Annotated in this window: 19 protein-coding genes; 7 read left to right on the plus strand and 12 right to left on the minus strand. The window is 45.5% G+C overall.

Annotated features, from left to right (window positions below; all coding sequences use genetic code 11):
- Positions 1 to 64: 64 nt before the first annotated feature.
- Together AB4Z08_RS02705 and AB4Z08_RS02710 are read right to left on the minus strand one after the other, a co-directional pair.
- Complete coding sequence (locus tag AB4Z08_RS02705; protein ID WP_441572232.1) at positions 65 to 691, minus strand: FMN-binding negative transcriptional regulator; 627 nt, start codon at positions 689 to 691, stop codon at positions 65 to 67.
- A gap of 91 nt (positions 692 to 782) precedes the next feature.
- Entirely contained in the window at positions 783 to 1880 is a 1098-nt protein-coding gene (locus tag AB4Z08_RS02710) for an Mrp/NBP35 family ATP-binding protein (RefSeq protein ID WP_441572233.1), read from the minus strand.
- A gap of 126 nt (positions 1881 to 2006) precedes the next feature.
- Here AB4Z08_RS02710 and AB4Z08_RS02715 point away from each other — a divergent pair, with 126 nt between their 5' ends.
- Entirely contained in the window at positions 2007 to 2672 is a 666-nt protein-coding gene (locus AB4Z08_RS02715; RefSeq protein WP_441572234.1) for a carboxypeptidase-like regulatory domain-containing protein, read from the plus strand.
- 59 nt (positions 2673 to 2731) lie between these two features.
- Complete coding sequence (locus tag AB4Z08_RS02720) at positions 2732 to 3622, plus strand: 3-hydroxyacyl-CoA dehydrogenase family protein (RefSeq protein ID WP_441572235.1); 891 nt, start codon at positions 2732 to 2734, stop codon at positions 3620 to 3622.
- Between the two features lie 170 nt (positions 3623 to 3792).
- Here AB4Z08_RS02720 and AB4Z08_RS02725 read toward each other — a convergent pair whose 3' ends face one another.
- The 6 genes from AB4Z08_RS02725 to ribD form a co-directional block, all read right to left on the minus strand.
- Positions 3793 to 4053: a hypothetical protein gene (locus AB4Z08_RS02725; RefSeq protein WP_441572236.1), complete on the minus strand. Its 261-nt coding sequence runs from the start codon at positions 4051 to 4053 to the stop codon at positions 3793 to 3795.
- An 11-nt stretch (positions 4054 to 4064) separates the two neighbouring features.
- A complete protein-coding gene (locus AB4Z08_RS02730) occupies positions 4065 to 8414 on the minus strand; it encodes a DUF6531 domain-containing protein (RefSeq protein WP_441572237.1) in 4350 nt (1449 codons plus the stop codon).
- 38 nt (positions 8415 to 8452) lie between these two features.
- Positions 8453 to 9826, minus strand: a complete 1374-nt coding sequence (locus AB4Z08_RS02735) for a hypothetical protein (protein ID WP_441572238.1) — start codon at positions 9824 to 9826, stop codon at positions 8453 to 8455.
- 17 nt (positions 9827 to 9843) lie between these two features.
- Complete coding sequence (locus AB4Z08_RS02740; protein WP_441572239.1) at positions 9844 to 11652, minus strand: type VI secretion system Vgr family protein; 1809 nt, start codon at positions 11650 to 11652, stop codon at positions 9844 to 9846.
- A 331-nt stretch (positions 11653 to 11983) separates the two neighbouring features.
- On the minus strand, positions 11984 to 12586 hold the full coding sequence (locus tag AB4Z08_RS02745) for an IMPACT family protein (RefSeq protein WP_441572240.1): 603 nt from the start codon (positions 12584 to 12586) through the stop codon (positions 11984 to 11986).
- Positions 12587 to 12615: 29 nt separating this feature from the next.
- Positions 12616 to 13656 (minus strand): bifunctional diaminohydroxyphosphoribosylaminopyrimidine deaminase/5-amino-6-(5-phosphoribosylamino)uracil reductase RibD, encoded by a 1041-nt coding sequence (ribD, locus tag AB4Z08_RS02750; RefSeq protein ID WP_441572241.1) that lies wholly within the window; start codon positions 13654 to 13656, stop codon positions 12616 to 12618.
- A gap of 107 nt (positions 13657 to 13763) precedes the next feature.
- Between ribD and prmC the strand changes: the two genes are divergently transcribed.
- Positions 13764 to 14621 carry a peptide chain release factor N(5)-glutamine methyltransferase gene (gene prmC / locus AB4Z08_RS02755; protein WP_441572242.1) on the plus strand — a complete coding sequence of 286 codons (858 nt, stop codon included), beginning with the start codon at positions 13764 to 13766 and terminating at the stop codon, positions 14619 to 14621.
- A 100-nt stretch (positions 14622 to 14721) separates the two neighbouring features.
- On the opposite strand, the gene AB4Z08_RS02760 is transcribed toward prmC, so the two are convergent.
- The 3 genes from AB4Z08_RS02760 to pepT all read right to left on the minus strand — a co-directional run bounded on the left by AB4Z08_RS02760 (position 14722) and on the right by pepT (position 17178).
- Positions 14722 to 15117 (minus strand): ExbD/TolR family protein, encoded by a 396-nt coding sequence (locus AB4Z08_RS02760; protein ID WP_441572243.1) that lies wholly within the window; start codon positions 15115 to 15117, stop codon positions 14722 to 14724.
- A gap of 11 nt (positions 15118 to 15128) precedes the next feature.
- Entirely contained in the window at positions 15129 to 15845 is a 717-nt protein-coding gene (locus AB4Z08_RS02765; protein ID WP_441572244.1) for a MotA/TolQ/ExbB proton channel family protein, read from the minus strand.
- A gap of 85 nt (positions 15846 to 15930) precedes the next feature.
- Positions 15931 to 17178: a peptidase T gene (pepT, locus tag AB4Z08_RS02770; RefSeq protein WP_441572245.1), complete on the minus strand. Its 1248-nt coding sequence runs from the start codon at positions 17176 to 17178 to the stop codon at positions 15931 to 15933.
- Positions 17179 to 17372: 194 nt separating this feature from the next.
- On the opposite strand from pepT, the gene metE reads away from it, so the two are divergent.
- Positions 17373 to 19673: a 5-methyltetrahydropteroyltriglutamate--homocysteine S-methyltransferase gene (metE, locus tag AB4Z08_RS02775; protein WP_441572246.1), complete on the plus strand. Its 2301-nt coding sequence runs from the start codon at positions 17373 to 17375 to the stop codon at positions 19671 to 19673.
- A 103-nt stretch (positions 19674 to 19776) separates the two neighbouring features.
- The gene (locus tag AB4Z08_RS02780) at positions 19777 to 19995 is read left to right on the plus strand and encodes a cysteine-rich CWC family protein (protein ID WP_441572247.1); all 219 of its coding nucleotides are present in this window, start codon (positions 19777 to 19779) and stop codon (positions 19993 to 19995) included.
- A 119-nt stretch (positions 19996 to 20114) separates the two neighbouring features.
- On the opposite strand, the gene AB4Z08_RS02785 is transcribed toward AB4Z08_RS02780, so the two are convergent.
- On the minus strand, positions 20115 to 20543 hold the full coding sequence (locus AB4Z08_RS02785) for an FKBP-type peptidyl-prolyl cis-trans isomerase (protein WP_133810109.1): 429 nt from the start codon (positions 20541 to 20543) through the stop codon (positions 20115 to 20117).
- 104 nt (positions 20544 to 20647) lie between these two features.
- On the opposite strand from AB4Z08_RS02785, the gene AB4Z08_RS02790 reads away from it, so the two are divergent.
- Positions 20648 to 21814 carry an exo-beta-N-acetylmuramidase NamZ family protein gene (locus AB4Z08_RS02790; RefSeq protein WP_441572248.1) on the plus strand — a complete coding sequence of 389 codons (1167 nt, stop codon included), beginning with the start codon at positions 20648 to 20650 and terminating at the stop codon, positions 21812 to 21814.
- Between the two features lie 133 nt (positions 21815 to 21947).
- The gene (fmt, locus tag AB4Z08_RS02795) at positions 21948 to 22880 is read left to right on the plus strand and encodes a methionyl-tRNA formyltransferase (RefSeq protein ID WP_441572249.1); all 933 of its coding nucleotides are present in this window, start codon (positions 21948 to 21950) and stop codon (positions 22878 to 22880) included.
- The last annotated feature ends 59 nt before the right edge of the window (positions 22881 to 22939 follow it).

A 22939-nucleotide genomic window follows, 5' to 3' on the forward strand; every position in this document is an offset into this window, starting at 1 on the left:
GAAGATAAATTAAAGATATTCCTTTTTGCGAATACGCGCATCAACAAAAAATAAAATAATTCTTCTATTTTTCTGCTGCCCGGCGGGCTTCCATTTCAGCAGCCACACGCAGGGAATTTTCATCCCCCAACGCCCGTAAATGGGCAATTACGCTGAAATAATCCGTATCTTTTTTATTCTGGCTGAGCTTATAGTTGGCATTCACGTCTCTCACAGTAAGTTCAAATCCAACAATCGCCTTTACATTATTCCCGAGTGTTTTATCATCAATATCTGTAATATGCACCGGGCAGGCAGATGCGGCTTCGTAGTGGTCCATCAGGGAACCCAGTGCAGCAATTACTTCTGCCTCATCCTGTATCCTGATCTGCCCGTGAATATGCACGGCCATATAATTCCAGGTGGGGATTTTCTCTTTTTCATACCAGGAAGAAGAAATATAGGCATGATGTCCTGAAAAAACAGCCAATGTATCGCCCTTGCTGAAATACTCCCATTGCGGATTAATCCTGGCAATATGTCCATGTAGCACGAAATTTCCGGGTGTTTTTTCTACCAGGGTCATGGGAATATGAGTGGCGTGTGGTACACCGGCATCATCCACATTAATCAGCAAACCAAAACCATTCTCTTTGATAAAAGCGGCAATAGTATCCCAGTTGGTTTCCCTGGTGAGTTTTGGAGTATACATCTGAAGAAAGAATTACAAATTACGAATTACAAATTACGAATTACGTTTGGTTGTGAAACGCCGTAATTCGTAATTCATAATTCGTAATTTTCTAAACGATAATATCAACGATCTTGGTAGGTGCTATGTTGGCATTACGCATGGCTATACTACGGGCGGCGGCGCCTGCAACATCCAGGAATGCTTTACGGATAATTTTCTCATCCCCGGCCATAGCAGGTACGCCGGCATCACCACCTTCGCGGATGCTTTGTACCAGTGGTATTTGCCCGAGGAAAGGTATTTCCAGTTCTTCTGCCAGACGTTTACCACCTTCTTTACCAAAAATATAATATTTGTTATCCGGCAACTCTGCTGGTGTGAAATAGGCCATATTTTCCACTAAACCAATGATTGGCACATTAATCTGTGATCCCTGGAACATGGAAATTCCTTTTTTAGCATCTGCCAGCGCTACATCCTGTGGAGTGGTAACAATCACCGCACCGGTAACAGGTACGGTTTGTACCAGGGTCAGGTGAATATCACCGGTACCGGGAGGCATATCGATTACCAGGTAATCCAGTTCATCCCAGTATACATCGGTAATAAACTGTTTTAATGCACTGCTAGCCATAGGCCCACGCCACACAACTGCTTGTCTTTCATCGATCAGCAAACCAATAGACATTACCTTGATACCGAATTTCTCAATCGGCTGAATCATGCCTTTACCGTCTACATTCACCATCAGTGGCCTTTCTCCACGTACACCGAACATGATAGGAACGGAAGGACCATAAATATCAGCGTCCATCAACCCTACTTTGGCACCATCTCTACCCAATGCCAGGGCCAGATTCGCCGCCACAGTGGATTTACCTACACCTCCTTTACCGGAAGCCACCACTATAATATTCTTCACATTAGACAGTACACCTTGTCCACTTGTTCTTTTGGTACTCACATTGGCGGTCATCACTACTTCCACTTCCGCATCCCTGCTCACTATCATGTGAATAGCATTCACACAGGCATTCCGGATCAGGTCCTTTAACGGACATGCCGGCGTGGTAAGTATGACTGTAAATTTTACTTTGTTGCCGTCAATCTCTATATCTTTTACCATGTTCAGCGTAACGAGATCTTTCCCCAGATCTGGCTCCTCTACGTTGCTCAGGGCCTTTAAAACCTGCTCTTTCGTGATCATAAATTGTTGTTAATTTTGAATCCAGACAGCAAAGTTAACCCAATTGGGATTTAATTTACAATTTCTCTGGGCAGCTGATCAACTGCATAGAAACACGTAATTAAATTTTTATATCTTAGGGCCGGCATGCATCAGAAAAGATCCTACATACTGTCACTCATAATTGTTTTCCTTTTGTCTCCTTTCCTATTGAAAGCACAGATTGCGGAATTCAGAGACAGCGTCATTCAGATTTCAGGTATTACCATGACGGCAGACAGCCTCCGGGCCATCCCTGCAGTAAGCGTACTGGTAAGAGGTCAGGGCAGAGGTACCATCTCCAACAGATCCGGTATATTCTCCATCGTAGTGTTTAAAGGTGATACCCTGTCATTCAGTGCAGTAGGCTTTAAACATAAAAACTACCGGGTACCGCCAGATATCAAAGGAAACAGTTTCTCCCTGATACAGCTGATGGTAGAAGATACCACCTATCTGCCGGTCACCATCATCAAGCCCTATCTCTCAAAAGAAGAATTTGAACGTGCCTTCGCTAATATGGACATCCCCGATGATGCCTATGAGGTGGCCAGAAAAAATACCAATAACGCCAGGCTCCGTGCCATGGCCCGCTACACCCCTGTCGATGGACGTGAAGGCGTAAACCAATACCTCAACAAACAGGCACAGAGCCTCTACTACGCAGGTCAGCCACCACCACAGAATATCTTTAACCCGCTGGCATGGGCCCAGTTTATTCAGGCCTGGAAGCGCGGTGACTTTAAAAGGAAAGACGATAGTTACAGCAACTAGTTTGTAACGGGTAATTCTTTAAATTAGTGGCTTATTCAATTCTGACAAATCACTACACCATGCAAAAAATTGCGGTAATCGGCGCTGGTACCATGGGAAATGGTATTGCGCATGTCTTTGCTCAACACGGCTATGCCGTTACTTTAATAGATGTTTCTGCCCCGGCACTTGATAAGGCACTACAAACCATTACCCGGAACCTCGACAGGCAGGTGACCAAGGGAACTATTACAGAAGCCGTTAAAACTCAAACGATTGCCAACATCTCCCTGCAAACAGATCTCGCTACCGGCGTAAAAGACGTTTCCCTGGTAGTGGAAGCTGCTACCGAAAATATTTCGCTGAAGCTGAAAATATTCCAGGAACTGGATCAACATGCTCCTGCCGACGCGATCCTGGCCACCAACACGTCCTCTATTTCTATTACAAAAATTGCAGCAGCCACCAAACGCCCTGCTAAAGTAATAGGCATGCACTTTATGAATCCTGTGCCAGTCATGAAACTGGTAGAAATCATCAATGGCTATGCTACTGATAAAGACGTGACCAATACCATTGTGGCACTCTCTGAAAAACTGGATAAAGTTCCCTGCGTGGTAAATGATTATCCAGGCTTTATTGCTAACCGCATTCTGATGCCCATGATCAACGAAGCGATCTGCTCCCTGTTTGAAGGCGTAGCTGAAGTAGCAGAAATTGATACCGTCATGAAACTAGGGATGGCTCACCCAATGGGACCATTGCAACTGGCCGATTTCATAGGACTGGATGTTTGTCTTTCCATCCTGCAGGTGCTCCATGATGGCTTCGGTAATCCTAAATACGCCCCCTGCCCGCTGCTTGTGAACATGGTAACTGCAGGCTATTTAGGCGTGAAAAGCGGAGAAGGATTTTATAAATATACTGCGGGTAGCAAAGACCTCGTGGTAAGTGAAAGATTTAGCAGATAATAAACAACGGGTAGTATATGCAGCTGATTTAGCTACATATACTACCCGCTAATAGTTTATTCGTCTTCGTTATACTACAGATGCCCTTGTAATAACCGGTTAATTCGTTATTCCATTTAATGCAAAGAAGCTTCCTGATAACATCACATGATCAATATTACTTCAGACGTTTAATCAATTTCGTCCAGTATTTTATCATATAAATTTCCGTGATCAACTGCCCTCCATCCTTCGCCGTATTCTTCCGCTATAGCCACCAGCGACAATAGAGAAAGCGGGGTAAAAGCAGAAATTTCATGCTCATCCTTTTTCGCTCTCCAACCAATCACGTCTTCTTTATCATCGCTCAACGTAGCCGTTACTTTATACCCTTTCTGAGTAATCATAAACAACGCTACATTGTAGGTATTCATTGCTTCTGCCAGTTTCATAATATATAGTATTAGTGACTGCTTTTAATTTTGCTTCCATCAATTTCTCCTTCGATCAAAATTTCCTTATTCTTTTCCATGATCTGTTTTACGTTATTGGCGTCCCGCGCTAATTTTTTGTTTCCGCTATTTTTCATCATTTCAGCAACAGATTCAGGCGTATGTATTTTTATGGTGCCTTCTGCTTCCATTGCTTCTAAATCCGCTTTTGATACTTTTCTTACTTTTCCAAAATCCTTCGCAATGCCTTGTTTCTCCGTAAAAGACGTGTATTTACTTGTTTCTCCTCTGCTTTCTCTTCTTACGTGCTCCCAGGGTGTTTCAATATCAGCTTCCTGTCCCAGCGGCGTACCAACGTTACCACCAGTATATCCATCATCCCCCCTGAATAAATATCCTCCATCTCCTGCCAGTCCAAAAACGTCCACCCATCCATTCGGATCTTTCACATATCCATATAATCTCATTCCCCCAGACAGTCTGATCGGATCCTGACTCAGGTACATGCCTCCATCGGGTGAATAGTAACGGAACCGGTTATACGCCAATCCTGTTTCGTCGTCCTCATATTGACCTAAATAAAGATAATTACAAAATGTTTTATCTCCATATAGCCGTCTCACTTTACCATAACAGTCCAACTCCCGCTCCCATACTTTATTTCCAGATGTGTCATAAGCGTGTGTGGGGGTACCCAGGTGATCTGAAATAATACTGTAAGAATTTTCCGGTACAAGTTTGGCACAAGGAATCAGCGAATCGCCTTCAAATACCCAGGTAACCAGGTTTTCCACAGGTTCAGACTGCGGTTGTAAATCACCATCCGCGGCTGCACGAAGATGCGGAGGAAAGTCCCCCATATACCGCCATTCGTGCAAGGGGGTATCCCCCTTCCACAACCAGCGTGTTACCAGCTGCTTGCGTTTATTCACCAGGGCAATGCGACGTCCTAAAGGATCATAACTGTATACAATTTCACCACCACCTGGTGTTACAACTTTATGAAGTAAGCCATTTCCCTTCCACTCATAACACCAACCTCTGCGACTTCCTTTTGGTGCTATTCTATACCTCTGAAGGTAGTCCTGCTTATCTTCTGCAGTAGCCTGGTTATTGAGCTTAAATTCCTTAAACACCAGATTTCCTTCTCCATCATAATGATAATAGTAATCCGGACACTCCAGCAAGCGGCCACCTTTACCATATATACGATCTTTCCGTCCCGTAGTACGAAACAGATTACCCAATTTATCCGGTATCCGGTAAATGGTGGTGATGGCCGAGCCACCAGATTGAGCATAAGTGGCACTTATCAGGTTGTCAAACTCGTCATAGGCAAATTGCGTCTGCGTATCAGACAATTCATGAATAATACGGCGCAATTGCGATAGGCGCCCCCATTCATAACGTGTACGGTGCTGTTCTACTTTATGTACACCAATAGACTGATTTATAACCCGGCCTGTTTTGTCCCGCAGAGTTTGAACATTCACACCACCCGGGAGTATTCTTTGCAGCTCCAGCCCTTTATAGTTACGCTCCCATGCTGCTTCCCAGTTTGCTGATATACCATTGGAAGCCTGCATTTTTTCTACGAAACCAACCGCATCATATTGCAGCGTAATGGCAGCACCAAGACTGCTACCAATAAAACTATTATCACCAAAATCATTATACTCCCGTGTCACCTCGTATGCTCCCTGCACCTCTTTGATGATCCGACCACATTCATCCCGCTGTATTGTCACGACACCATCTTCATTGAATGCGCCCGTCAGCTGACCGTCTTTACTATAGCCGTATGCCGCTGTGCTGCCATCATGATGTTCTTCCCGCACGACTTTACCTACACCGTCATAATCATATACCGTCCAACGATTTCCGGGACGCCATACTTTTTTCACCCTTCCTGCACCATCCCGCTCATAACGGCGCTGGACACCATCAAATCCTGATTCATGAATAATATTTCCAATTGCATCCGGCTCCAGCCGGTATATCTCTCCTCCTTCATTGGCAATACTCCGTAACTGTAATTCCTGGTCATAAGTAAATCGAACATTCACTCCATGCTGACTTCTCCCTGTTAATGTACCTAACGGACCATATGTAAAGTTCACTTCCCGTTGTCCATCCTTAGCGCTGATCAGATTATCCGCCGCATCATAGGTGAAGTTATTAATAGTACCATCAGCTTCCTCCATCCGTAGCGCGTTTCCCGCAGCATCATATTGATAAGTATACCAGTAACCGGTAGCGTTGATTTCTCTTACCAGTCGTCCCAGCTCATCGTAGATCCAATGCAGTTTCAGACCTTCCGGTATAGTAAGTATTGAAAGATTATGTTGTGCATCATATGCCAGTTCAAACGCGCGGCCGCTGTTGTGTACCACCCTCACTATTTCGGCCCCACTGTATTCATATCGCAATGAATTGCCATTCACAAAGGTTTTCTTCTCCAGTAATCCCTGTTCGTTGTAGCTCCATTTCAACCGGCGGCCACCTGGACTTTTGACTGCAATCAGGCGCTGTTTTTCATCATACGAAAATAAAGTCGCCTCTCCGTTACCGTTCACCTGCTCCATGAGATAGCCAAATTCATCATAGCTATTCTTCGTAGTATTCCCCACCGGATCCACTATTACTTCCAGTTCCTGGTAGCTGTTATACTGCTGCATGGTGACGCCACCGTTGCCATCAATGATTTTATAGATAAGATGCTGTTCATCAAAATAATATTCCGTACTATGCCCGAGGCTATTGGTAGCAGTGGTTTTACCTACTTCATAAGATGTATGATACTCCAACACACCACCATCTCCCCAGGTATGTATGCAGCGGGCATCTTCGCCTGTGCCATCATATTCCCAATAAAAATTCAGGCCGCTCTGATTGGTTAATTGTACTAATAAGTGTCCCTTGTAAAAAAAGTATTTACTTACATCCAGCGCATTGGTAGTACTGCTTAAATTACCATCTTCATCATACGTATAGCGTACGAGGTTGATGATCTCTGCGCCATTGCTGGTATGAATTCTTTCAATTCGCCCCTGCTCATCTGTAGTTACCTGCAACACCCGGTTACTGCTGTCAATGATCTGTTGCAGATAGCCGTTACCGTTATAACGGAACAGGATACAAAATCCGGCTACGCTCCTTACTTCAGAAAGCTGGTAACTTCCGTCCGGTGCAGGTTTGGATGCAAATCTGTAAGTTTGCTTTGCAATGTCCTCCAGGTAATAGCCACTGTTGTCACGATGCCACCATAACTTTTCCCCTCTGTTATAATAACTACCTCCCGCTGCCAATACCGGCATCACGGTTTCACGGCCATCCCGCAGTCGTATGCTGAAATAGCCGTTTTGAAGGTCATACACATGCATGTTATAGTTGTGATGCCAGTTATAACCCAATGAGCCTTTTACTGCTGCATCACTATAATAGGTACGTTCCCATACCAGTGGAATGGGTCCGGGCAATTCAAAATCTATGTTGGAAGAAAATACTCTTCCGCTGGCTGCATCTACCGGCTCTCCAAAATGTTTGCATTTGAAGTCCTGCAGAATGGCTGCCAGCCGTGGAAAGCGGCTTTCTATCTTATCAATCACTTTTTGCAATATCTTGCCTGCTGCTTTTGACAAGCCTTTCAAGCCAAGTTTAAACATCAGCTGAAACAGGTCTATCGTTGGGGGGCCGCCTACCAGCACAGGTTTGCCGGCGGAAGTCATAATCAGCAACACAGAAGTGGGCGCCATCAATGCAAAGGCGGAGCTCTTTTTATTAATACGGGGTGGTGATGGTAGTCCCACCAGGTTACAGGAAAGCGCCGGATGAAACTGCGTGGAAAAAGGACCACCATCTGCCAGTACAGTAGAACTACCCATCCACATTTCCGATGCCGCTTTAGGCTTTATGATAGGAAAAGGCAGATGCGCAATGAATGCAGGCAAATGAAAAATGGTAGTACCGGCGTTGGCGATCCATTGGTTATGCACCTTTACAGAAGGACTTAAAGCATGTACCAGCATTTGCGCGGTAGCCGCCAGGGAAAACGGCTGTGGCGCCGGTTCTTTCCCTTCCTCCGGTTCCGGTGGTTCGGGTGGTGGTGGCACCACACTGGCTATGGCCGCCATAATAGCGCCCATAATATCGAATACCATTCCTATGTGAGGTACCGGCAACAAGGGAGAAGGAGGAAATACGGAATCATGAAAATCAATACCTATGCCCAGGTCGAAATACTTCGCGGCAGGCATGCCCGGGAAGGAAGGTAAAATGCTCGCCATTCCTTTTTGTATATGGTCCAGCGAGTTTTTCTTTTCTGCAAACAATGCACCGAAGCCTTTATTTTCTGCAGCCATGGTTATAATTACTTTGATCCCTGTCGGGAGTGGGCTATTTAGTTAAATTCAAAAAGAGAGGACTTACGTCTTACAGTGGCCTTATCCATGCCTTCAGACTGAAGCAGGGTGGCCCAGTCGTCACCTAGTAATTCCTGTAACTGGTCCTGTAATATTTTCAGATCTTCCGGTCCTCTGATTTTTTCACAGAGGTGAACCGCCATGCTCGCGGCATGCAGAAAAGTAGACTGACGCCTTACTTCCTGTTCCAGGTAACTACCACCTGTAAGGGAAAGCAAAAGATTCTCAAACGCAATATTCAGTTGACTCAGTTCATAATATAGGTGACCGCTAAGCCGATAGCCTTCCATGATCATGAAAGCATCTCCCTTTTCCGCGGCTTCATGTGCCAGCTCCTCGTATAATACGATGGCCTGTTTACGTTTCTTTTTACCTACCAATATGGCTGCTTTTATCATGACGCATGATTTCCAGGTGGGATACCCCGCCGGATCATTGGCATCCATGAGCTGCCTGGATTGTATGATGGCTTTATCAGCGTAAACGGCGCTCTTATTGGGTTCCCGGATCATAAAATAAGCCTGGGCCGCTATCATCAAGCCGGCTACGGCATGTGTGACACCACCCATCTTTTTGCACAAAGAAAGCAGCACCGTTATTTCACTATCAAGAACGCCTGCATCCTGTTGTGTGGTGCAGTCCATTACTTTACGGATCTGTTTACGGAAACGTGCATCGATGCTGACAGTATCAGAATTGCCGCCACCTTTATCCATATCGTTTTTTACCGCAGCCACCATATCCAGCTGTGGCTGCAACAACGTTACCTGTTCAGCTAATATTTTTTGGGCCAGAGTAATCCTGGGGTTTGTTACAATGTCAATGGTAACGAGACGAATGCCATCCGGCAAACCCTTCTTCAGCACATCGGCATACCAGTCTCCCGCATCCGGACTATCCGGTCTCAGCATCGGAAAATAAATACAGCAGCCAATATTTTCCAGACCAGTGATATAGGATTTAAAACGAAGTAATTCTTTCCATATACTCTGCACACATGGTGCAAGCGTCAGGTCTGGCTGATAGTCCTGTTTCAGCAGCCTGTCTTTTTTTAATGCGCCATAAACATCATACTTCGCATCGGGTATCGGCTCAAACCAGCTTACATACTCTTCCCACAACGCTTTCTCCCACGTTTCATGATCCCCGTTCCAGGGCGCATCAAAACGAAAAAAAATCTCTTTAAAAACACCTACAGCAGTACGTTCAATTTCCAGGAATTTATCAATAATATCTACATCGGCATATTGTACCAGCCAGATGGCCAGTTTCCAGTGTTTTTGCTGATCAGCAACGGCCCAGGCGTCCCTTACTTTATAAAATTCCTGCCCAATGGATGGTGAGGTCGTCATAAGTTAGCATTAAGAAATCAGGAATTTATTTTCACCAGTCCGCCGGATACTACTAAGTCGGCAGTACAGCTCACTGACACATCTTTCTTGGCGTTTACGGTAACAGAATCGCCTGCAATATTTGCAGTACTGCTACCCTTTGCAAAGAATTCCTTTGTCAGCATGGTAATGGAGGCATCTCCCTTAACCAGGGTATCTTTTCCTTTTACAACAACTGATTCCTTCCCTTCCATATAAATGCCTTTCGTTGCGGTCAAAGTACCTGAGTCTGATGCTGCAATGGTGAATTTTTCTGCGCTGATTTGAATTTCTTTGGAAGAAATATCCATTTTTGTTTTGGAAGAAATGGCAATACTTTCCTTGCCATCCATAAAAATGCGGTTACCGCCAGGATCGGTGATGGTAACACTGCCATCAGCATCATTCAGCAAGATGGAAATACCACTGCGGGTACGGATGGCCTTCATGTCATTGGCTGCAGTACCGAAGCCGGACTTGCCTTCTCCGTTATAAGTAGTACCCAATACAAAAGGCAGTTCCGGGTTACCTCCTTCGAAGTCTACCACTACTTCCTCTCCTTTTTCAGGCACCATATACATGCCCTTGCTGCCACCACCATGAGGAGATACCACCCGCATCCAGGGCGTCATTCCCTGCTGTTGCCATTTAAAGCGGGCCCTTACACGGCCCAGGTCTTTGGGATCATGGTTATCTACCACAGTAGCGCTCTGGGCCTCGGAGAAAGGCATATTTTCCAGGTTTACCGGTGGTGCGGCGGAATCAGCCGGAATACCTTCAAACTCATTATAGTAATCACCGTTGCCGGTAACATGATGTGTTAATCCCCAGATCATGAATTTGCCATGATCATCTTTTGCATATACATTTTCCTGGATGGCAATATGATCTCCTACCCGCAGGGAAGTATGTCTGCTACTACCTTTCAGCTGCACCATCGCTGCCATACGGCCTTTTTTCTGCCGGGTCACCAGCGTATCCAGTTCTGCTTTTGCATTGCTGGTAAAAGCATGTGTCATTTTGTACAGAGAAGGATTACTGTATAACTTCTCACTTAACCCTTGCACATGCTGTGTATAATCATTTACTTTCCCTGCCGGCTGCGCGGATGTGGAATTATCCACTACCTTATTACTGCGGTAGTCGTATCCGTTCAGCTGTTGATTATTAGGCTGCACCTTCATTTCCAGGTCAAAGCTCATTAAGTCTACCAGGTGCACCAATGATATTTCCCTTGGTTGATATTTTCCAAAAACAACCTGTTGACCGTTATAAAAAAACCATTCACCAAACCGCTCAGACATCCGGTGCAGAAAGTCGAAAGATGTTTCTTTATACTGTACAATATATTTCAGGGAAGTACTGGTAGCCGGGTCTACCAATGGACGCGAAATGTAAGGTCCGCAGGCTTTCAGGGTGGTGTTCACAATCGCTGACAGGTCCTGATTTTCGAATGCCTGCACATGTGGGTCATTATTCAGTAATATCGTAGGACTATATCCGCGGATCACACAAAAACCATGTGTGCCATCGCTTTCCTTACCGGAGCTGACAGACATCACAATGCCATTAAAGATAAGCGGATCATAGTGCTGTAATGCTTCATAAGACTGGATCGTGATACTCACTTCTTTTCCCAGGAAAGCCTTGGTGGCAGATACAATGCCTGGGCCCAATTCCTGCAGCCAATCATACCCAATCTTCAACTCAAAATGATGATGCCCCTGTAATTGTTGCTCCAGGCGCAGGGAATGGAATTGTTTAAATTGTTTGTCAGCAATAGATACGGTTGTTATGGTATGTAACATAAACAAGGGGGCTTTTAATATTAATATGGTCCTGTATGTATCCTGAATAAAACTGATGGATACTGTTATAAAAAAACTAAAAACGGGCTAATAAAAACGCTAGTTAACAAAAATAAATTTAAGAAAAAATACATAAAACGAGGGCAATTTTATGTAAACGTGGAAAAATATTTCACAGGAGATAAGGATAGAGAAATATTCGTAGGATGATCCTGATAAGTATGGATTCCTATCTTTTAAGCAGAAGGCATAAAGCGGAAGGCAAAAAGCTATCTGAGCGAATGATCAGAGCGATTTTGCAGTTAATTATTCGCTCAGATAGCTTTTTGCTTTATGCTTTATGCTTTTTTATATCCAGTCCGTAAATATCTTTCAATCGCAGGAGGCACAGCTCTTCGCCGGATTTAGGTACCCCTATTTCCATCTCACAAAATAACTGCAAATCCTGGGATAACACCGTGCAGTTGTTTTGTTTTACCACCATCATTACATCATTCATGATAGTGTAATCAAAGCTGAGATGATATTTTGCTTCTATATTTTTCTGGATAACCGGGATCAGCTGCAATACCATTGCAGCGCTCATTTTATATGCGTTGATAAGTCCGGGTACACCCAGGAGGCTGCCACCGAAATAACGTACTACTACAATGAGTACATCCGTGATCTGTTTACTGTCTATTTGTCCCAGGATGGGCTTTCCGGCAGACCCGGATGGCTCACCGTCATCACTGGCTCGAAACTGGAGACCAGCCGTACCCAGGCGATAAGCATAACAGTGGTGTGTAGCTTTGGGGTGTTCCTTTTTCACTTCTCCGAGGGCTTCTTTTACCTCTTCCGGGGTTTTGACAGGAAAAGCATATGCCAGAAATTTGCTGCCCCTGTCCTTGAACTCTGCTACAGCTGTTTTATCAATTGTAAAATAAACCTCCATCAATATCATTTAAAATGCGCACATGAAAACTACGCAGGATTATAAAAATCAATACGATCGCCGTTCACCTGCATCGTATCTACACTTATTGCCCGGGTGAGCACTGGTGCTGCCAATCCATCTGCCAGTGTAACCGTACCAGTTATAATGCGGGCCTCATCCCATAACCCGGCTGCGATAAACTGTTGCAACAGATGAGGACCACCTTCCACCAAAACGCTTTGAATATGCCGCTGGTGCAGCTGTTTCAGCAACGCAGGCAGCATATCGGTAAAATCCAGCTCCATGATTTCCGTCAACCCGTGGGTATCTGCACGGCTACCTGTAATAAATATGGTAGGAATGCTACCATCCCATACGTGGTGGGAGCGCGGAACTTTCCCTTCCCGGTCGATGATGAGACGAACCGGATCTTTACCGGTCCATAGCCGGTTATTCAGCCTGGGATTATCCAGGATAGCGGTTCGGGTACCTACCAGGATACCCATCTCCTCACTGCGCCATTTATGCACCAGCCGGTCACTATAAGGATTGGATATTTTTACAGGTGCTCCATCGGCAGCGGCCATAATGCCGTTGCTGCCCTGCGCCCATTTCAGTACAATATAGGGGCGTTTCTTTTCATGAAAAGTAAAAAAACGGCGGTTGATATACCGGCATTCTGCCTCGAGCAGGCCTGTATGCACTGTTATCCCTGCTTTTTCCAGCTTCTCAATGCCTTTACCTGCTACGGCAGAAAACGTATCTATGCAGCCAATCACCACTTCCTTAATTCCCCGGGATACGATCAGATCGGCACAGGGCGGTGTTTTGCCGTGATGAGCACAAGGCTCCAGGCTTACATACATGGTTGCCAGCGGGATCAGTGACTGATCTTCTGCGGCAACGCTGTTAACACAATTCACCTCAGCATGGGCCTGCCCGTACTGCCGGTGATAGCCCTCTCCTATGATGCGCCCCTGGTGGACCAGTACAGCTCCTACCATTGGATTAGGTGCCACCTGGCCCGCTCCCATAGCGGCCAGCTCCAGGCAGCGCTGCATAAAAAATTCATTGAACGTGCTATTCATAATCGCCAGCGATGTAATATTTTTGCAAATGTATCGTTTTTAGCCAGTGGAAAATGCCGCTCCCCCAGGTTTGCATTTTTCCGGTTATATTCCTTAAACTATTTATATTGACTATACAAACGGCCTTTACCTATATTACTGGTGCCATCAGTGAACTATATGAGGAGCGGGAAGCCGCCAATATAGCGCATATTATCATGGAATACCTAACGGGCATGAGTAAACTGGATCGCATTGTTCACAAAACAAAAATCCTCTCCCCCGATCAGAATCAACGACTAAAAGCGGCTATTGAAGCACTGCAGCGCCACGAGCCGGTGCAATATATTACTGGTAGCAGCTGGTTTTATGGCATGGAACTCCTGGTAAATAAAAATGTGCTCATTCCCCGCCCGGAAACTGAAGAGCTGGTAGAATGGATGGTACAGGATGCGGCACACCGCCATCGCCTGCACCTGCTGGATGTGGGCACGGGCAGCGGATGTATTCCCCTGGCCCTGAAAAAATCATTGCCTGACGCACAGGTGTCTGCAATAGATGTAAGTGAAGGCGCCCTGGAAATAGCCCGCAGCAACGCTTCCCGTCAAAAACTGGATGTCAACTTTATGCTGCTGGATGCCCTGGATCCTACGCAGCTGGCCACATTGCCGGAATTTGATATGATCGTCAGCAATCCACCCTATATTACACAAAGCGAACAAAAAACAATGCAGGAGCTGGTTTGGGGCTTTGAACCCTCCCTGGCCCTTTTTGTTCCCGACAACGATGCGCTGTTGTTTTACCGCCATATTTCTGTGATGGCAAAAAGTAAACTACTCCCTGGCGGAGCGCTTTACTTTGAAATCAATGAAGCATTGGGTAAAGAAGTGGTGACCCTTATGGAAGAACTGGGATTCAAAGACGTAGACCTGAAACAGGATATGTTCGGGAAAGACAGAATGGTGAAGGGAGCGGTTAGCTTTTAGCCATTGGCTTTTAGCAAAAATGCAGCGGAGAACATAGTATATGTTCATCTCCGCTGCATTTTTGCTAAAAGCCAATGGCTAAAAGCTAACCGCTAAATCACTATTTATGTGCTGTTGCCAATACTACCTTGGCCCCCATTTCCCTGGCCACTTCCATCACATTCACGACATCTTCTACAGGAACTGATTTCTCTGCATTGATTACAATCGTGGGCTCTATCTTCTCATTGCCGATAGATGGAGCCAGGGCTTGTTTCAGGTTATCAAACGGGACTTTGTTGGTACCTACAAAAAACTCGCGTTTCTCATTAATACTTACTACTACCGTTTGCTTGGATTTGGTGTTGCTCTTGGCTTTGGGCAACAACAGCTTAATAACATTCGGATTCGCCAGTGTGGAAACAATAAGGAAGAACAACAGCAGAATGAACAGGATGTCATTCAGTGCAGAGTTGTGCATTTCCACCTGTCTCTTATTTCGCCTGCGTAAATTCATGATCTTTTGTTTTAGCGGGTTGGTTCCTGCAAAATATCGATGAATTCAGCTGAAGCGCCTTCCATCTTATTTACTACCTTATCAATCTGTGCATTCAGGTAGCTATAGCCAATGAAGGCCACGATACCGATAATTAACCCGGATGCAGAGGTGATCATCTTTACATAGATACCACCGGCAATGGTGCCAAGTGTAATATCTGACGTAATAGAGATGTTGAAAAAGGTTTGGATCATACCCGCAATCGTACCAAGAAACCCGAACATTGGTGCAATTCCCGCAATAATAGACAGGATTACCAGGTTCTTTTCCATCCGGTAGATTTCCAGCTTACCCACATTTTCCATGGATTTCTCAATATTGTCGATAGGCTTACCTATGCGCTGAATCCCTTTTTCAATCATGCGTGCAATGGGTCCAGCAGTATTTTTGGCCAATGAACGTGCAGACTGCATATTACCAGTGGTAATCTGATCACGGATCATGGGCATAAAGTTATCTGGCAGCGTCCCGGCTTTTGCAATAGTGATGGCCCTTTCCACAAATACATATACTGCGATCAGCGACAGGATACCTAATGGAATCATCAGGACACCGCCTTTCATCAGCATGTCTATCAGGTGGATCTGTGGTGTGGCCTCAGCGGTAGCGGATATGCCCTGCGCCACAGTATCTGCTTTGGGACGTAATAAAGAATCCTGTAATAATGTAATAAAACCTAACAACATGAACTATATTTTAACGGGTGCATAAGTAGAACACTACTATAAACGGTTAAAGTAAGAAAATATTTGCGAAAGTTTTCCGCATAATTTACGCCTTCTCTTCCCAAACCTGTGCCAGATATACAATTGTCTGCACCGCTTTCCGCATATCCTGTATGCTTACATATTCATGCTTGCTATGTAAGGCCATCTCCCCTGTAAAAATATTCGGGCAGGGTAATCCCATAAAAGAAAGACGGGAACCATCTGTACCACCACGGATGCTCATTCTCAGCGGTTGTACACCTGCACGGCGTATGGCCTCTGCAGCATGGGCAGTTACTTCCGGGTGTTTTACCAGCACTTCCTTCATATTACGGTATTGCTCCGTTACTTTTAAAGTAGCCTTGGCACCATGGTGCTTATCCAATACTTTGTCCATAATACGGCGCAGGTAAGTTTCATGTGCTTCCAGGTGAGCAGTCTCAAAATCACGGATAATAAAATCTATTTCCGTTTTCTCTACCGTACCCTGAATACGCACCGGGTGAATAAAACCTTCGCGGTCATCTGTCGTTTCGGGAGAGAGGCTGTCTTTCGGTAACGCATCTACGATTTCACCGGCTATTTTGATAGCACTGATCAGCTTATCCTTCGCCGCACCGGGATGCGCGCTCACGCCATACACCGTAATCCTGGCGCCATCGGCAGAAAAGTTCTCATCTTCCAGGGAACCCAGTTCTCCACCGTCCATAGTATAACCAAAATCTGCTGCCAGCTTTTGCATATTCACTTTTTCCACGCCACGACCCACTTCTTCATCCGGGGTAAACAGGATGCGGATAGCACCGTGCTTCACTTCCGGATGCGTCATCAGGTAATTGGCCGCATCCATGATTTCTGCCACACCAGCTTTATCATCTGCTCCCAGCAAAGTGGTACCGCTGGCAGTAATGATGTCATCACCTTTTTTGCCGGCCAGGTAAGGATGCTCCTTTGCACTGATCACCACTGTTTCATCGTCCGGCAAAGCAATGTCACCACCATCATATTGCTGGTGTACAATGGGCTTTACGCCTGTACCACTACTGTCTGAAGAAGTATCTACGTGAGAACAGAAACAAATCACCGGTACTTTTTTGTCCGTATTTGCAGGGATCGTTGCATAAACATAGCCATGTTCGTCCAGCTCTGCATCCGTAATGCCCATTTCCTGCAATTCCGCTACCAGCAGGCGGGACAGATCCTTCTGCTTTTCCGTTGTCGGAAAACTGCTGCTCATCGGATCTGATTGCGTATCTATTTGCACATAACGCATAAAGCGTTTGTCAACCGTATATGAGTAATTTGTAAACATATTGCAAACCTAAGGAAAATCACCTATACACCCCTGCCGTAGATTATTCTGTTTTACCACCTCTCACAATATCTCAAAAAGTAAATTATTCTTTTTTTATCTACCTTTTTAAGACAAAAAACTGAATTTCATACAAATGATCGAACAAATGATCAATAATAATAGGTTTGTGAAGAATAAAATACATCCTATATATGCTTACCAACATTCCAGGCTACCCTAGAATAGGCAGCCAGCGGGAACTGAAAAAAGCCTGCGAAAACTACTGGGCCGGAAAAATTTCACTGGAAAGACTTGAGCTAACGGCAAGGCAGCTACGAAAAGAAAACTGGACATTGCTGCAGGATGCCGGTATAGACCTGATACCCTCCAACGACTTCTCTTATTACGACCAGGTACTGGATATGTGTGTAACACTGGGCGTAATACCCTCCCGCTTCCGGGGCCTCCAACAAACATTTGCCAACCCTACCTGCCCTGAGCTGTACTTCGCCATGGCAAGGGGCTACCAGAAAAATAATTTTGATATCACCGCCCTGGAAATGACCAAATGGTTTGATACCAATTATCATTACATGGTACCGGAATTTGAAGCCAGTCAACAATATGCACTGCATCATCCCAAATGCGTACAGGAATTCAAAGAAGCGCTCAGTCTGGGTATTACTACCAAACCAGTACTGATCGGGCCTGTTACCTTTATTTTAAGCGGTAAAATAAAAGACGCCGGTGTCGGCTATACGCAGCTGCTGGAGAAGCTACTGCCGGCATACATTCAACTACTTGCTGCTTTACAGGAGGCAGGCGCAGAATGGATTCAGCTCGATGAACCATCACTGGTAACAGACCTCGAACCCGCTGTCAGAGAGCTTTATCATACGGCCTATTCGTCGATCAGACAGGCGTTGCCTGCGGTAAAAATATTACTGACCACCTACTTCGGCAGCCTGGAAGACAATACTGCACTGGCCCTGCAACTGCCGGTACAGGCGCTGCATATCGACCTGGTACGGGCTCCGGAACAACTGGATGCTGTATTATCTGCTTTACCGGAAGATAAACTGCTATCCCTCGGTGTGGTAGACGGCCGTAATATCTGGAAAAATGATTATGCCATTTCCCTGGGTCTCATTAAAAAAGCAATCGCCCAAATTGGCGAAGACCGGCTCCTGCTCGGCACTTCCTGTTCCCTGCTCCATGTTCCCTATAACCTGGAAGATGAAACAGCACTGGACCCGGAAGTAAAACAATGGATGGCTTTTGCAAAACAGAAAGTAGCCGAAGTAATAGCGCTGCAGCAAATCGCCGCCGGTGATGACAGCTTGCTGGCTGAAAACGAAAAAGTGATGAATAGCCGCAAAACAGCCAGTAGCATACATCTTCCGGAAGTAAAAGCCAGGATAAAAGAGATTACTACTGCTGACACCCAGCGCCACAGCATTTTCCCGCACCGGCAGGTATTACAGCACAGTGTTTTACAGCTACCGTTGTTTCCTACCACCACCATTGGCTCCTTCCCGCAAACCACGGAAATAAGACAGCTGCGTGCGGACCTCAAAAAAGGAATTATTACGCAGGAAACATACAATGCAGATATCCGCAATGCCATTACCGAAACCATTTACCGCCAGGAGAATCTTGGTCTCGATGTATTGGTACATGGCGAGTTTGAGCGAAATGACATGGTGGAATATTTTGGCGAACAACTCGATGGATTTGTGTTTACACAAAACGGCTGGGTGCAGAGTTATGGTACCCGTTGTGTAAAACCACCGGTGATTTTCGGAGATGTACAACGTCCGGAACCCATGACCGTAGCCTGGAGCCGCTATGCACAATCACTCACCAGCAAACCGGTGAAAGGCATGCTTACCGGCCCTATTACTATCTTACAATGGTCATTTGTGCGCAACGATCAACCCCGCATGCAAACTGCTTTCCAGCTGGCACTGGCGATCCGCGATGAGGTAAAAGACCTGGAAGATGCAGGTATCACAGTGATACAGGTAGATGAACCAGCCCTGCGCGAAGGCTTGCCACTCCGCAAATCCCAGCATGCAGAATACCTGGAAGAGGCGGTAAAAGCCTTCCGTCTTGCCGTATGTACAGTAGATGATGCCACCCAGATCCATACACATATGTGCTATGCGGAATTCAACGATATTATTGAGCATATCGCCGCCATGGATGCGGATGTGATAACCATAGAAACATCCCGCTCACAAATGGAACTGCTGGAAGCATTTGCACATTTCCGGTATCCCAATGAAACTGGCCCCGGCGTATATGATATTCACTCTCCCAGAGTGCCCACAGTAGCCGAAATGGAAGCATTGCTGCATAAAGCGGCACAGCTGTTGCCTGCCCGCAATATCTGGGTAAATCCCGACTGCGGACTAAAAACCCGTAAATGGGCGGAAACGGAAGCTGCGCTTCGCAATATGGTGACTGCTGCGAAGAATGCCAGGATACAGCAGTTAGCAGTTAGCTTTTAGCTTTTAGCAAATGCAGCGAAGATCATGATATGTTAATCTTCGCTGCATTTGCTAAAAGCTAAAAGCTAACTGCTTTCATGCAAAAAAATAGCTACTTTTATGCATGGCATATCATGAAACAGTAACCTGTCCGCGATGTCAGCGCAGCTTCGAATGCCGTGTAGGTACTATTCTACGCTGCCAATGTCAGGATGTAACCTTGTCGGAAGAAGAGCGATACTTCATCCGGCAAAAGTTTAGTGGTTGTCTTTGTGCAGATTGTTTACGTGATATGAAATCAGCCTTTGAGGCGCCGGAAACACCATTGGGAGAAGGCCATTAATGGTGCATGGGGAGAAATAAATAATAACAAACAACTCATCGGGATAACAATTATTTAGGGATTTCCGAATATCCGGATGCGGTTGATCACTACATCCGGATATCAAAAATCCCTAAATATTATACGATTTCTACCAGTTCCAGGTCAAAAACCAGGTCTTCACCAGCCAGTGCGTGGTTAGCATCCAGGGTAATGAACTCTTCACCGATAGCAGCTACTTTCACCTGGAATACCTGGCCCTGGGGATTGCTCATCTGCAATTCCATGCCTACTTCAGGATTCAGATCAGCCGGGATATTTTCTTTTGGAAAATCCATGATCATTTCTTCGCTTTTGGGACCATATGCCTGATCAACAGGGATATGAATGGTTTTCTTGTCGCCCACTTTCATGTCCAGCACACCATTCTCAAATCCTTTGATAACCATACCGGCACCTACCTTGAATTCGAGCGGCGGTCTACCTTCAGAAGAATCAAAGGTAGTTCCGTTCGTTAAACGGCCATGGTAATGCACCTTCACTGTATCCCCGTTTTTAACAGCTTGCATAAAAATTAATTGTTTAGTGTTAATAATTACGCGCAAGATACAAAAAGCTGCTATAATCCGCGCTTTTTGATGCAGCCAATAAAGCTTTGCCGTATCTTAACGGTATGAACCGTATACTACTTATTTGCATCCTCCTGGCGGGGTGCTTTTTTGAAACCTCCGCTCAATATGCGGACCTTGTATTGCCAGGCGCCACGCAGACTTCCCGGTATTTGCCGCTATTGAAAAATAAGCGGGTAGCCATGATGGTGAACCAAACCGCGACCATTGAAAAAACGCATCTGGTGGACTCTCTACTGAAGCTCCACATAAAAATCCAAAAGATTTTCAGCCCGGAACATGGCTTCAGAGGCAATGCCGGTCATGGTGAGAAAGTGGCCAACAGTATTGACTCAGCTACCGGTATTCCCATTGTGTCGCTATACGGACAGCACCGCAAAGCCACTGCAGCGGACCTGAAAGATATAGACGTCCTTATCTTTGATATACAGGACGTAGGTACCCGCTTCTTCACCTACATCTCCTCCCTGCAGGAACTCATGGAATCTGCTGCTGAAAATAAAAAGATGCTCATCATCCTGGACCGTCCCAATCCCAATGGAGACTATGTTGACGGCCCCATCCTCGATACCGCTTACCGTTCCTTTATAGGTATGCAGCCCATTCCGATCGTACATGGAATGACCGTTGGTGAATATGCCCGCATGCTGAATGGAGAACGCTGGCTCAGCAAAGGTGTACAATGTGATATTAAAGTGATCCCCTGCGAAAACTATAGCCATCAGACTTTCTATCGCGTGCCCATCAAACCTTCACCTAATTTGCCCAATATGGCCGCCATCAATCTGTATTCTTCTACCTGCTTTTTTGAAGGAACAGTACTCAGTCTGGGACGTGGTACCGACAAGCCTTTCCAGGTATATGGATCGCCACTGTTTCCCAAACAGGGCTTTTCTTTTACCCCACGTGCCAGTGCTTCCAATCCCAGTCCGGTGTTGAAAGACCAGCTGTGCTACGGCTATGACCTGAGCAATGTGCCGGAAACCGTACCCCATAAAGGCCGTAAAATTGAATTGAAATGGCTGTTAGATGCCTACCGGATATTCCCTGATAAAGACAAATTCTTTATCCCATTCTTCAGCAAAGTAGCAGGCAATACAACGCTGCAGCAACAAATCGTGAAAGGCGTTTCTGAGGCAGATATCCGCAAAAGCTGGGAACCAGGACTGGCAAAATTTAAAGTAATCCGTGCGAAGTATTTACTGTATTAGCTTTTAGCCATTAGCTTTTAGCTTTTAGCAAAATGCAGCGGAGAACATGTTGTATGTTAATCTCCGCTGCATTTTGCTAAAAGCTAAAAGCTAATGGCTAAAAGCTAAACAATCCTCGTTATTTTTGCATCCTATGAGTAAAGATCTCCGTATTATTTTTATGGGTACGCCTGATTTTGCAGTGGCGTCTCTGGATATTTTGGTGCAAAATGGCTTCAACATCGTTGGTGTGATTACGGCACCGGATAAGCCGGCTGGCCGCGGCTTGCAGCTACAGGAAAGTGCAGTGAAACAATATGCTGTCAGCAAGGGATTACATGTATTACAACCGGAAAAACTGAAAAACCCTGATTTCATTGCAGCATTAACCGCTTTAAAAGCAGATCTGCAGGTAGTGGTAGCTTTTCGGATGCTGCCGGAAATGGTCTGGAATATGCCACCGGAAGGTACTATCAACGTACATGCCTCCCTGTTACCTAACTACCGGGGGGCTGCGCCTATCAACTGGGCCATCATTAACGGAGAAAAAGAATCCGGTGTTACTACGTTTAAATTACAACATGAAATAGATACCGGTGATATCCTGTTCAGTGATAAAGTAGCCATCCGGGAAGATGAAACTGCCGGAGAACTACATGATGCACTGATGCATACAGGTGCCACCCTCCTGCTTAAAACGGTGCAGGCCATTGCTGCCGGCAACGCCACCGGAACACCTCAGGCCAATATTCCGGCTGCAGAAATAAAACATGCACCCAAGATATTTAAAGAAACCTGCCAGATCAACTGGCAGCAACCACTCGACAACATCTACAATCATGTAAGAGGGTTGAGTCCTTATCCTGCTGCCTGGACTACATTCCAGGGGAAAAATCTGAAAATATACAAAGCACACAAAGAACATACAATACCTTCAAAAGCACCCGGAGACTTTGATACAGATCAGAAAACCTATGTGAAAATTGCTGCGCCCGATGGCTATTTGTACCTGGACGAAATACAGCTGGAAGGCAAGAAAAAAATGGATATTGAGGCGTTCCTGCGGGGATACAGGTTTAGTTCCTAGCCTTGGCCAGACACCATAAAAAAGGAGCGGAGATGTGTACAATACAGCATCTCCGCTCC

Source organism: Chitinophaga sp. RAB17, assembly GCF_052114225.1.
In the GTDB taxonomy this organism is placed as follows: domain Bacteria; phylum Bacteroidota; class Bacteroidia; order Chitinophagales; family Chitinophagaceae; genus Chitinophaga.